The organism is Pyrinomonas methylaliphatogenes, from assembly GCF_000820845.2.
GTDB lineage: Bacteria > Acidobacteriota > Blastocatellia > Pyrinomonadales > Pyrinomonadaceae > Pyrinomonas > Pyrinomonas methylaliphatogenes.
The window spans coordinates 100,708-113,675 of the sequence record NZ_CBXV010000006.1 but is presented as its reverse complement, the minus strand read 5'-3'; the positions used below and the strand labels follow the sequence as shown (position 1 = coordinate 113,675).

Genomic DNA, 12,968 nt, shown 5'->3' with positions numbered 1-12,968 from the left:
TTAAAACACAGCCGGGACGTGAGCATCGCTCCTTTGTTCTCATTTTGGCGGCGCTTGTCCTTCGAAATCCGTGATTAGTCCGGGGTGAGCATATCAGCGCCGTCTCCGTCTCCACAAGCTCGAACCGCGTGAGCATCGCTCCTTTGTTCTCGTTTTGGCTTGTGCATAATCCCTTACAACGTTGCAAGTTGGGAATCGCTCTGTTTCGCTCCAATCTTCCGTGACAAGACAACCGGCTTGCAGTAGGATTCATCTGTGAAATATGCTAACGCGGCACCGTGCGCGTCATCGGTGCGCGAAATCTAGCGCTCTCCCCCAAGCGCAAAGGTCGCTCTTAAACGTGGGGGAAGCTTCTTGAAGCGGCACGCCCCCAGAGAATAAGGGCGCGCCGCTTTTTCCGCATAAGGAGGGATGAGGTGAGAAGCAGAGATCGTTCAATTTCGCAATCCAGTTGGCGAGCGGCAAGATGCCATCGCGGGCGAGTGAGAAGCGGTGATCTTACAGTTTGGTTGGCGATTTGGCTGATCGTCGCAATGGCGGTGATGCCGCAACTTGCGCTCGCGCAAACGCGCATCAGCGCGCCGAAAAACAGTTACAGCCCGCGCGACGATGTGCGCCTTGGACAAGAGGCGGCGCGCGAGGTCGAACGTCAACTTCCGCTCCTCAATGATGAGGTTGTGCAGGATTATATCGAACGGGTCGGACAGCGATTGGTTGCGGCGATCCCGGCTCAATTCCAACATCCTGAATTCCATTACACGTTCAAGGTCGTCAACGTCCGCGACATCAACGCCTTCGCTTTGCCGGGAGGCCCGCTCTACGTCAATCGCGGGGTGATCGAGGTGGCGCACAATGAGGGCGAATTGGCGGGCGTGATGGCCCATGAGATTTCGCATATCGCGTTGCGGCATGGGACGGCGCAGGCGACCAAAGCGCAGAAGTTTCAGTTGCCCGCCATCGGCGGCGCGATCCTCGGCGCGATCATCGGCGGCGGACTGGGCCAGGTCATCGCTCAGGGGACGCAAACTGGCCTCGGCATCTATTTCCTCAAATACAGTCGCGAGTACGAGACGCAAGCTGACGTTCTGGGAGCGCAGATCATGGCGCGGGCTGGATACGATCCGCGCGATTTGGCGAACATGTTCCGCACGCTCGAGCGCGAAGGCGGGAGCGGTGGACCGGAATGGTTGAGCGATCACCCGAATCCGGGCAATCGTTACGAGAGGATCGAGCGCGAAGCGCAGATGTTGCGCGTTTCGAATCCGATCCGCGACACCGCCGAATTCGAACGCATCAAAGAGCGTTTGCGTTCAATGGGACGCGCGCCTTCGATGCAAGAGGTGCAGAGCGGCGGCAGGCGCTATCCGCAAGGCGGCGGTCCACGAGGGCGCGTCGAGATGCCTTCGCGCAGTTACCGTACTTATACCGGCAACCTGTTTCGGGTGAGCGTTCCGGATAATTGGCGCGAGTTGGCCGGCGGCAGCTCGACCATCTTCGCCCCCGATGGGGCTTACGGTGAGGTCCAGGGGCAGTTCGTCTTCACCCATGGCGTGCAGATCGGCATCGCGCGCGCGCAAGCCGCCGAGTTGCGTCGTGCGACCGATAATTTCATCAACACTCTGATTCAAGGCAATTCCTACTTGCGTCAGCAGGGCGGATACCAGCGCGCCTACCTGAGCGGACGCGAAGCGCTGCGTGCGCGATTGGCAGGCGAATCTTACATCACGGGAAGAACGGAGATCGTCGAGGTTTACACGACGTTGTTGCGCGGCGGTGATCTCTTCTACGTGATAACGGTGGCGCCGCAGAGCGATTACAGCGGTTTCCAAAGCGCCTTCAATACGGTGCTTCGTTCGATCCAGTTGAACGATTGAATGCGGCTGCGCATCTAGCCTTTCATCTCGTGAAGTTTATGAGGACGACGTCGCTCTTCTCCATGCCGCGCGAGCAGACCAAGCGTTCGCCATCGGGCGACCAGTCGAAATCGAAGATCAGGTTCGAAGTGAAATCGGTCAATCGTCTCGGTGGGCCACCGTCGAGCGGTTGGGCCCAGATGTTCGAAACGCCATCCTTCTCGTCTATGTAGCTGATAGACGTTCCGTCGGGCGACCAACGCGCGCGGAAGAAGAAACCGCCGAAGAAGCCGCGATGCGCGGCTGAGAGCGGGAGATCGAAGATCTTGATGGGCACCCCGCCTTCGATGGGGATGATAGCGATCCGCCACGGCGAATTGGGCTGGTCGTCTTGGTACCAGTACGCGATCCATCGCCCGTCGGGCGACACGGTGGGCCGGATGGACGAATGTTTGGTGAGCTGCTGCGCTTGACTGCCATCAGCGCGGGCTTTCCAAATGACATATTTGTTTGCCGCGATGCCGGCATAGATGAGCCAACTTCCGTCCGGCGAGAAGGTCGGGTTCGATTCGCCCTGCCCGTGAGTCAATTGCGCAACCTCTTCGCTTTCGAGGTCAAGCCGCCAGATGTGAGGCGCTCCCGCGCGGTCGGAGAGAAAGGCGACGTAGCGCCCGTCAGGCGAAACGGTCGGTTGCCAGTTGACGTACGCTCTTTGGGTCAAAGGATGTTGATCGCTCCCGTCGGCGTTGGTGATCCAGAGGTCATCGTCGCCGTTGGCGTTCGAAGTGTAGATGATGCGCCCGTCGCGCGTCCATGCGACCCCGTTGCCGCCATCGAAGACATCTGCTCTGAGGGTCAGCCGTTTAGCGTTGATCGCTCCTTCCGCCGGATTGATCACCCAGAGGCTTGATTGTTGTTCGAGGCGGACGGTGACGATCGCGTTCGCCTCAGCTGCGACGCTGACGCCGTTGTAGTTATCGAGATCGTTCGTGATGCGATAGGGTGAGCCTTCGATAGGCACGTACCACAGTTGATAGAAGAAACGCTTCTGCGGCGTGGCGACGGCTATCAACCCTTGCCCATCTGGGGCCCAAGCGATCTTCTCGACGCGGAACCAGCGATATGAAGTGATGTGTCGTTCGGTCCCATCGGCGGCGCTCACGCCGAAGATGGTCATCTCATTCTTCTTGATATCCATGATCCCGCAGGCGATGACCTTGCCGTCAGGAGACCAGGCGGGAGTGGCTGGTGAGAGCGTCTCGTTCGGCCCTTTGATTACGAGGATCTTCTCGTCCGAGCCATCCGTATTGGCTGTGATCAAAGCGTCTTTGTCGCCAGAGGGGAAGGTGCGCACGAAGGCCATTCGCCGCCCGTCAGGAGAGAAGGTGATGCGGCTCATCACGTTCTCCGTAAGCTTCTGCGGCGATCCGCCGAGCACCGGAATGCGGTAGAGCGGCGATGGGACGCTATGCGCCCCCTTGGTGAAATAGATCTGATCGCCCTCGGGCGAGAAGGCGAGATTCTGATAACTCTCGGCGGTCGAAGGTGCTATCTGCACGTCGCTTAGGGTCGGAATGTGCTTCAACCATAAGCTCTGCTGACCGCTCGCTTCGGTGACGTAGACGACGTATTTCCCGTCAGGCGAGATGGCGGCCTCGCGCACGTTGCCGAGCGCAGTAAGGCGTGTGATCTGCATCGTTTGGAAGGATGGGATGAGATCGCTTCGATCTTTGAAGGATCTCATCCATCCGACGATAAAAGCTACGATCAGAAGGCCGAGCGCTGTCACGAGCAGGATCGCTCGCTTCTTAACTTGGCCAGATAGCGTGGTTTGAGCTATGGCTCTATCTTGGCCGGAGTTCGTCGGATGATACGCGAGATTCGGCAGGGCCTCGGTCGTGTTCGCTCCGTTCGGTGCAGACTCGGGCTCGCCGGGTCCTTCGATGGGTTCATGATCGGAGACGGCGGGCGGGGAAGTCGGAGCAAGATGGACGGCGCTCTCTCCCGCGACTTGGACCGATCCCAGTTCGATAGTTCGAGTTTGATTGGCGCTTCCGGGATCTTCTAACGTGAGCTGCCTCACTTTCACGTCGGGGACGAAACGATATCCCCGTTTGGGGACGGTCTCGATGTATGGCGCGCCATCTTCCTCGCCGAGCGTCTTCCGCAAGACGGAGATGTTGAAAGTCAGATTTTGCTCTTCGACGAATGTCCCGGGCCAGACGCGCTCCATCAATTCGGCGCGCGAGACGACGTTGCCACTCCGTTCGATCAGCACAAGGAGCGTTTCCAGAGCTTTCGGAGCGAGTGGGACGATCTGCCCGCGACGTCGCAAAACACGCTCTGCGGTATCGAGCGAGTAGGGGCCGAATTCGTAAATCAACTTCGTACGCAAAGGTTTAACGCTCTAATCTTTTTCTAACGAGATTCTAATCCTTTTTTAAGGACTTCCCGCGCAGAAGAGATTATAAAAACCCGCGCAAAGGGAAAAGGGCGCGAAACGCTTCGGCAAGGTTCCGGGACCCCCACCGGGCCTTGCCGAAGCTGCATTTTAGCGCAAAGAAGCTGGGTCGGACAAAAACGAATTTGGCGATTAACGATGATGCCGATGGTCCGATGGTGCTGATGATGCTGGTCGGACAAAAACGAATTTGGCGATTAACCTCGCATAGCGGGTTCGAAAAGGGGTTAGTCTAGTAGGTCGAATGGATAAGTGGATAAGCCGCTCTAAAGATTCATAATCGCTCGGGATGCCGATCGTCCGCGCGAACAATTCGGTCGCCAGTCGTTTCCCCCGCTGCCTCGCAGAGTCGGGTGAGTATAGACTGTCTTCAGCGATTCACGAAGTGGAGTCTTGAGGGCTAATCAGCGTGGCTGTCAGGGCCGATCGCGATTCCTTACTGAAAATCCGCGAAGATGCGACGAGCCTCTTTGAAGAACATGGCGGCGCTCAGCGAACCACGCGGATGGGATTGGAGATGATCCAGGGCTTGGAGGCGATAAGCGGGAGTTGGTCGAGATAGACTTCCACGCGATAGACGCCCGGTTCGCTCGTCCGATGGGTCAAGCTTGTCGCGTTCTGCGCTTGCGCCACTTCTTCTCCGTCTTTGAGCAAACGGATGTGCGACGGGAGCGGCGTTCGAACCGTCAATTGCAAGTCTCCTGTTGCCGCTATCTGATCGCCCATGATCTTCGTCTCGCGCCCGTCGCTCGCCATGAAACGGAAACCGGTCGCATCGGAAAAGAGATCGAAAGCGATGAAGCTATGGCCGCGACTGAGCGCCGCTTGCAACGTTTCGGCGGTCAACGGCTCATCTGCCGCGAGCAGCACATGGTTGCGGACCAGGTGAAAGCTCGTCTCGTAAGGATCGAATCTCATGTCGAAGATGGGTTTGCCGGAGTCGTAGCGAAGCCCGAGGCCGATGTTTGCATGCGCGTCGTTGCCTGCGATGGCAAAGAGCCTTCGCCCTTTGAGCGCTTCATCCCAAATGCGCAGAGCGTCATCGGGCCTTTCGTAGAAACGCGCGAAGATCAGATCCGGATAGCTCCACCATGACCAGATGGCGTCGAGGATGAGCGGAAACGTTCGCGCGCGTCGCGCGTTAGTGTACAGATTGTAGACTTCTAAGCCATCGGGCCCCTCTTCCTTCCACGCTCCAGTTTCGCGCGGATAGGCGACCGCGGTCATTTGGCCCTTGCTTCGCGCTTCAGCGATGAGTCGCCGCGTCGGCAGGCGCGACGGGTCTTCAGCGGCGCTGCCCGGAAAGATGAGCAGACGGTCGCCATCCGCCGTCTCCACTTCGCTGCCGTTAACGAAAAGCACGCCTTCATGCACACCGCGGAGCGTCGCTTCGGCAGTTGCCACGTGCGATTCCGGATGTTCCGTCATGACGACGAAATCCAATTGATTGATTTGCGCAGCGCGGATGATCTCATCGAAGGTTCCCAAGCTGTGACCGCCGAGAAGGGAGTGAACGTGAATGACGCCTTTGACCTCTTTGAACCCGTCTTCAACGGGGGGCATCCTCTGCGCGGCGAGGGCGGCGATCCCTTGACGCAAGCGCAGTAGTTGGTGCCGCCGATAGATGAACGGGAGTTGAGAGACGATCGCGGCGGCAAGCAGCGCGAGCGCAGTTCGCTTAAGGAGCCGCATCGGTGATAGAGGTTAGCACGGGCAACTTCGAAATAGAACGGCGGATCGACGCGCGCGGGCGAAATTCTCGAAGCGTGTGGGGTCCGCTCTACGTATCGTCCCAAGGCGGTCGGTGGCGCGCGGAAAACGGGGGGCAGGCAAGAGCGCATCTTCGCTCGAAGGTCGCCGAGCGCGAGCCGGGCCATGCTGCTTTGACTCGTCAGCGCTGAGAGGATAAAGAGCGCAGCTTGCGTTTCGGCTTAAAACTATATCGAAGATCGGAAGCGCGCATGTGGGGCGGGAACTCTCTGTGCGTGCTCATCAGAAAGGCGCTGGAGCTTGGCAGAAGGGCGTTGCCGTGGGTTGCCAAAAGACGCACGAGGCGACCGAAGATGGACGCGCCGTAATAATAACCATCGCGCAAACTGACGAGCACGTCTGCCGCGTTGACGACGTGCGGCTCGAATATGGAGTTGTAAAGATTGGCGAGCGCGTCCGGGTAGATGTGCTCCGCCGTCCATTCGTACCATGCGTGGTCGTGCGCATAGCCGCTGGCATCGAACAGCCTCGCCGCACGCATCGTCTCGATCTTCGGAAGAAGGCGAAGCGGGTCGCCTTCCTGCGGTTCGTACTTGTAATGCGCTTCGGCGCCGATCAGGCGGCGATCTATTCGCGCGCGCCCTTCGACGCCGACGAGCATCAACGCCTCGCCATCGCGGTAGACGGAAAAATCCACGCCTTCGAGTTCGGCGAGATGCTGGGCCAGTTCCGCTTTGTCGTTTTCGGCTGAATAGAGCGCGACATAGCCGCACAGGCCGAAAGCCGGGATGGCGACTTGGCGCGCGCTCGCTCGCCCGAACTGTGACACCACCTGATAGCCGCGCTTTTCGAGATGCGTGCGAACGTTAGCGCGGCGATTCTCGACGAGGTTCATCCCATGATCCGAAAAGAGCAGTATCTCCGTCCGATCGCCTTCGCGATGACGGATCTTCTCAAGCATCCGGTCGAGTTCGCAAAGAGCTTCGAGCAGCGCTTCCGGACCGCAGATGTGGAGCATGCCATCGACGCCTTTGAGGAAAGCGAAGAAGTCTTCATCGCCGCTGGCCCGAGCGAACGCGGCGTAGAAACGCCGGAAGTCAGCGGCGACGACTTTGTGCGGCGCGACGTAAACGAGGAATTCGCAGGCGAGCGGTTCTTGATAATCGAGCAGATCCATATACGAAGAAGGGATCTTGTCCGGCGTGCGCCGTCCGAGGTATTTACGCACCCCGCCCATCAACGCGCCACGCTCGCGGTCGAAGTAGAGGCTTTCATAGCCGAGCGGCGCGCTTTCGTCGAACATGATCGAAAGCGCGATATTGGTCATCGTCGGAAAGGGGGAGAGGAGCCGCGTCGGTCGATTGAAGGACGAAAAGAGCCCTCGCGCCCGTGCCGCCTCGATGAGATCGAAGGGAACGCCATCGAGACAGACGAGAAGCTTACGGTCCGCCGTTTCATGCGCCGTCTCGATGGCGAGGGAGCGTTCGTCGGCTCTTCGCGCGATTTCGATCAGTGCTGCGCTTCCCCTCTTCATAGAGCCTTCCGCCGGTCGGCTGCTTTGAGCCTTCGCGCGCTGGGAGTCGAACATGACGTCCGAGACAGACTTCGGTTAATTCACCTATTCGCGAAAGGTTCGCGCAATCCCTTCTGGGCCAGTTCGTGCGCATCGTAGACGTTCGGGCGCGCAAGCACGGCGCGATATTGCGCGATGGCTTCGTCCCGCCGACCGATGAGATCGAACGCTTGCGCCGCGCGCAGTCGTGCCATGGTCGCCAGTCCCGGTTCGGCCTGCGGCGCGTTTGCCGCCGCCAAGAACTCTTGCGCCGCGCGCTCGGGTTGGCCGAGATACATGAGGGCCTCGCCGTAACGGAAGCGGACCAAGTCTTGCGCGCGCAAAGCGCGATCGCGACTCATCGCGTCGAAGATGGCGAACGCCTCGCGCATAAGCGCATCGGCTTGAGACGAGTCTCTCTGCCTCTGATCGACCGCTTCGAGCGCGAGCGCGTCGGCCAGTTCGAGCTTGAAAAGATAGTTTCGCGGATAACGAGCGGCGAGTTCGCGCGCCGTGCGCAGCGCATCGGAGTTCCGCCCTTCGCGCTTGTAGATGGCGATCAGAATCACTCGCGCATCGTCCTGCACCCAGCGCGCTTCGCGTGCGACGCGCTCGAGCGTCTCTATCCCGCGCCGTTTCGATCCGCGAAATCCGGCGAGGCTCGCCAAAAGCTTCACGGGCAAAGGCAGACTGCCGACGACGTAATCGTACAGCCCGATCGTCAGTTCGGCGTCACGATAGTTGGGATCGAGTTTGAGCACTTCGCGATGACGATCTACGGCGCTGTTGCCTTCGCGCAATGCGGCGATGAAACGCCGTTCGATCGTGCTGGCAAACGCGGCGCGCAAGGCCGAGGTCGCGCCGAGATAGTAAAGCGCTTCCACGTCTTGCGGGTTCTTCTTCAAGCGAGCGGTCGCCAGTTCTTTGGCTCTTTCGGTCAACCGCTTGAACTCTTCAGCAAGACGCGGGTCGGCGCGGTCCTCGGTCGGCGCGTAGAACGATTCGGAGTTGTAGAGCGAAGATTGAAGTCGCCTCTCCTCGTTCAGTTTCTGCAACCAGAGCGCGGCGGCGAGTTGATATGGTCCAGCCGGATGGTCCGGGAACAGGCGCACGATCTCGCGGAAACGCGCGCGCGCGCCCTCGTAATCCAAGTTGTAAAGGGCTTCCCGCCCCTCCGCGCGCAAGCGCTCGAACTGCTCGAGGTTTTGCGCCGCACAGTCGAACGCCGAGAGAGCACCGATGAGGCAGGCGATCAACGCCGCTGCGCGCCCGAGATTGCGCGTCTGCACGGATCGGTTCGGATGGCTTCGTTGCAGTCGAGCTTCATCCCATGCGGGATAAGCTCTCGTCGCGCTTCGCCCCATCTTCCATCTCCCCGTTGCCTTACTCTGTCGCTCTCAGTTGTCCGGTTTCAACGATCGGCTTCTATGCCTCTTCATCGCGCGAAGCATTCGAGATATTTGACGCCCGCGCCGGTGTTGAAAATGACGACGCGCTCATCTTTACTGATCACGCCACGGTCCAGCAGCTTGCGTAACGCGGGAAGGCAAGCGGCGCCTTCCGGAGCGGCGAAGATGCCTTCGGTTGCGCCGATCTCGCGTACGGCATCTGTCATCTCTTCGTCTGTGACGGCGATGGCTGTGCCACCTGATGAGCGCACGGCGCTGAGGATCAAAAAGTCGCCGATGGCGCGCGGTACGCGCAAACCCGAAGCGATGGTCGCGGCGTTCGGAAACTCTGCGGCGTGATCTTCACCCTGCTCGAAAGCGCGCACGATTGGGGCGCAACCTGCAGCCTGCACGACGATCATGCGCGGTCGTTTGCCGTCGATCAGTCCCATCGCCTCCATCTCATCGAACGCTTTCCACATGCCGATGAGCCCTGTGCCGCCGCCCGTTGGATAGATGATCGCATCTGGAAGTTGCCAATCGAACTGTTCGGCCAACTCGTAACCCATAGTCTTCTTGCCTTCGACGCGGTAAGGCTCTTTGAGCGTCGAAACCTCGAACCATCCCTCTTGCTCTTTGCGCCGCGCGATCTCCGCCGCGCAATCGGTGATCAACCCTTCGACGAGCGTCACGCGCGCGCCCATCTCAACGCACTCGATGACGTTGGCGCGCGGCGTATCCTGCGGCATGAAGATGAAGGCTTCGAATCCGGCGCGCGCCGCGTAAGCCGCAAGCGCGCCAGCTGCGTTGCCTGCTGAGGGAACGGCGAGCCGTTGCGCGCCTAGCTCCATCGCCATCGAGACCGCCGTCGACATGCCGCGCGCCTTGAAGCTTTGCGTCGGATTCAAGGACTCGTCTTTGATGTAGAGTTCGCCCATTCCGAGCTTCGCGCCCAACCTTCGCGCGTGGACGAGCGGCGTCCACCCTTCGCCGAGCGAGACGATGTTCTCGTCGCGTTCGACGGGCAGGACCTCGCGGTAACGCCACATGTCCGCTCGGCGCGTCCGCAGCGCTTCTGGCGTCATGGTCTGCGCCGCGCGCGCTAGATCATACTTGGCAAAGAGCGGTTTGCCGCAGCGAAGACAAAGATTGAGCAAGCGGCGTGCCTCATGATGCAGACCGCATGCCGTGCATTCGAGATGTGTAAGATGCATCGTATCACCTTCGATTGACGGCGATTTAGCAGCGCGGCGAACGAATCGGCTCTGAATTTCGTTCGCCCAACGCGCAGGAGATTATGCCACTTGGAGCGATTATCCTGCATCGCGCTCAGAAGGTGAAGTTTCGCTGAGGGCGAAATAGCGAGCCGCGCGTTCGATGTGGTAAATTTTCGATGATGCCCATACGATTGCTCGCCCTCGATCTCGATGGGACGCTTCTTGATTCGCGCGGAGAGATTTCCGCAAGAAACCGCCGGGCCATTGCCGAGGCCAGGCGGCGCGGCGTGAGGATTGCGCTCGTCACGGGACGCCGGTTCCGCGACGCGCGACCCATCGCGCTCGAACTCGATCTCGACGACGTTCCGGTGATCGCGCACAACGGCGCGCTCACCAAACACGCGCTCACGCTCGAGACGGTCGCGGTGCGGCCTCTGCCACGCGAAGCCGCTCATGCCGTCCTGCGTTTGGGGCGCGAGTGCGGCGCTCATGCCATGGTAAGCGATGACCCTCACGGCGCGGGCCTGCTTGTCCACGAGCGCGGCAGCGAGCGGAACGAGGAGTTGGCGAGATACATCGCTTGGTCGCGGCGCGTGGTCGGCACGGACGCCGACGTGCGTTGCGTTTCTTCGCTCATCGAATACCTGGACCACGACCCGGTCCACATCGCTTTCGCTGGAGGTTGCGCGACCATGGGCGATCTCGGCGCGCGGCTCGCGCGTGAGCTTAAAGGGCGCGTGCGCGTGGTGCGCACCTTCTATCCGAAGAAGGATTTCGCTCTCCTTGACATCATCAATCCGGAAGCTTCCAAAGGGGCGGGGCTCGCAGCCGTCGCCGCCGAATACGGGATCGCGCGCGAAGAGGTGATGGCTATAGGCGATAACTTCAACGATCTGGAGATGCTGCAATTTGCCGGAACGAGCGTCGTCATGGGCAACGCCGAACCGGAACTGCGCGGCGCGAGCCGCTTCCATCTGACGGCTTCAAACGATGAAGACGGCGTCGCGCTCGCCATCGAAAAGTTCATCTTGCGTGCTGAGTGATGGGAAGGTTCAGCTTTGAACTCTGTGAGGCGGTTAGAAAAGAGTCGCGGGCGCGCGTGCTGAGTGATAGGAAGGTTCGGCTTTGAACGCGATTCGTCGAGCCTATCTTTAGCAACGCCGAATCTCGTCTTGCGATCTATAGGCCGATCAGGGCCGATACCCACGCTTTCATCCGCATTGCGCCTTCTCAACGCCTGAAGGTTCGTATGGGACGTTCTCCATCGTCAGTTCGATCAATCGATCGACGACGGCGCGCAAGTCCCCGGTTTCGCGGTAAACCCTTAACTGCTCTTCGGCTGATGTGCCGCGCTCAAGTATGCGGTGGATGTGTTCGATCTCTCGGCGCGAGCCAAGCTCATCTACGACATCATCGACGAATTGCAGCAGCTCGCGGATCAGGTCGCGCACGGGCACCTCTTTCTGCTTGCCGAAGTCTATCAGTTTACCGTCGAGCCCGTAGCGCACGGCGCGCCACTTGTTCTCTTGGATGAGCATGCGGCGGTAGAGGCGAAAGCCTAGGTTTTGTTCGATCAATTTGTCGAGTTTGGCGACGATGGCCTGAAAGAGCGCGGCGATCGCGATCGTATCGTCAACGCGCGTCGGGATGTCGCATACGCGGAATTCCAAAGTCGGGAAGAATGGATGCGGACGGACATCCCACCAGATCTTCTTCCCATTGTCTATGCAGTTGGTTCGGATCAGGAGATCGACATAACGTTCGAAAGAGGCGTAAGAATCGAAATGGTCCGGGATGTCCGTGCGCGGGAACTTCTTGAAGATCTCCGAGCGATAGGACTTGAAGCCGGTGTTGATGCCGAGCCAGAAGGGCGACGAGGTCGAAAGCGCCAGAACGTGCGGCAGAAAGTAGCGCGCGGCGTTCATGATGTGGATGGCGCGCTCGCGATCTTCGACGCCGACATGAACGTGGAGTCCGAAGATGAGGAGCGAGCGCGCAATCACTTGGACCTCTTCGACGAGCAATTCGTAACGCTTGTCCTCGTAGATCTTCTGGTCCAGCCAGTGAGAGAAAGGGTGGGTCGAAGCGGCGACGATCGCCAGCCCTTGCTTGCGCGCCAAATGCGAGACGATCGATCGCAAACGGATGATTTCGGCGCGCGCCTCTTGAATGTTGCGGCAGACGCCGGTTCCGACCTCGACCGTCGATTGGATCATCTCGGGTTTGATCTGCTCGCCGAGCAGCATGCGCCCTTCGGCGAGGATTTCCGAGACGTGTGAGCGTAACTCTCGCGTCGCGGGATCGACGATCTGAAACTCCTCCTCGATGCCGAGCGTGTACTTGCCGAACATGGCTTCCCCGAAAGCAGTGGAGAGTCTACCAGAATCCAGCCGATCGCGATAGATAGATCGATTCGCTCGGCTTCATGGGCGATCGGTCTCCCTCGCGACGGCGCGTTCTATGATCTCGCGATCGCGCTCGGAAAGATCCTGAAACTTGACGCCGACGCCGCGCCCGGGATTGCTGTAAACGACTCGCCCTCGGACGACGATCTGCTCATCGCCGAGCGGGATGCGCAGCGTAAGCGAAGTCCCTTCAGGGATCAGAGCTTTCGTGTTCATATAGAGTCCGCCGGCGCTTATATCCTTCGTGCTGGCGATGCCGGTTCCTTCTTGCCCCTCGAAATAGAGGTCGATGATCAAACGTGCGCGCTCGTGTCGGCGACGTTCAGCGCGCGACGCTCGCGCCCTATTCTCTTGATCTCCCATCGGTCGTTTTCCCCCGTTC

Annotated in this window: 9 protein-coding genes; 2 read left to right on the top strand and 7 right to left on the bottom strand. The window is 59.7% G+C overall.

The window, feature by feature from the left end; genetic code table 11:
* Positions 1-416: 416 nt before the first annotated feature.
* Positions 417-1,874 (top strand): M48 family metallopeptidase, encoded by a 1,458-nt coding sequence (locus PYK22_RS16640; protein ID WP_162199823.1) that lies wholly within the window; start codon positions 417-419, stop codon positions 1,872-1,874.
* Positions 1,875-1,896: 22 nt separating this feature from the next.
* Here the strand turns inward: PYK22_RS16640 and PYK22_RS08810 are convergent, their stop codons facing one another.
* The 5 genes from PYK22_RS08810 to PYK22_RS08785 form a co-directional block, all read right to left on the bottom strand.
* Positions 1,897-4,248: a winged helix-turn-helix domain-containing protein gene (locus PYK22_RS08810; RefSeq protein ID WP_041976289.1), complete on the bottom strand. Its 2,352-nt coding sequence runs from the start codon at positions 4,246-4,248 to the stop codon at positions 1,897-1,899.
* Positions 4,249-4,803: 555 nt separating this feature from the next.
* Positions 4,804-6,006 carry a CehA/McbA family metallohydrolase domain-containing protein gene (locus PYK22_RS08805; RefSeq protein WP_041976288.1) on the bottom strand — a complete coding sequence of 401 codons (1,203 nt, stop codon included), beginning with the start codon at positions 6,004-6,006 and terminating at the stop codon, positions 4,804-4,806.
* Between the two features lie 199 nt (positions 6,007-6,205).
* A complete protein-coding gene (locus tag PYK22_RS08795; protein ID WP_041976283.1) occupies positions 6,206-7,558 on the bottom strand; it encodes an alkaline phosphatase family protein in 1,353 nt (450 codons plus the stop codon).
* 80 nt (positions 7,559-7,638) lie between these two features.
* Positions 7,639-8,940 carry a tetratricopeptide repeat protein gene (locus PYK22_RS08790; protein ID WP_041976280.1) on the bottom strand — a complete coding sequence of 434 codons (1,302 nt, stop codon included), beginning with the start codon at positions 8,938-8,940 and terminating at the stop codon, positions 7,639-7,641.
* Between the two features lie 71 nt (positions 8,941-9,011).
* Positions 9,012-10,178, bottom strand: coding sequence for a threonine synthase (locus PYK22_RS08785; protein WP_041976277.1), 1,167 nt, complete (start codon positions 10,176-10,178; stop codon positions 9,012-9,014).
* Positions 10,179-10,360: 182 nt separating this feature from the next.
* On the opposite strand from PYK22_RS08785, the gene PYK22_RS08780 reads away from it, so the two are divergent.
* Complete coding sequence (locus PYK22_RS08780; protein WP_162199822.1) at positions 10,361-11,224, top strand: Cof-type HAD-IIB family hydrolase; 864 nt, start codon at positions 10,361-10,363, stop codon at positions 11,222-11,224.
* A 168-nt stretch (positions 11,225-11,392) separates the two neighbouring features.
* Here the strand turns inward: PYK22_RS08780 and PYK22_RS08775 are convergent, their stop codons facing one another.
* Positions 11,393-12,532: a carboxylate-amine ligase gene (locus tag PYK22_RS08775; protein WP_041976273.1), complete on the bottom strand. Its 1,140-nt coding sequence runs from the start codon at positions 12,530-12,532 to the stop codon at positions 11,393-11,395.
* A gap of 72 nt (positions 12,533-12,604) precedes the next feature.
* A complete protein-coding gene (locus PYK22_RS08770; RefSeq protein ID WP_041976270.1) occupies positions 12,605-12,949 on the bottom strand; it encodes a PilZ domain-containing protein in 345 nt (114 codons plus the stop codon).
* Positions 12,950-12,968: the final 19 nt, after the last annotated feature.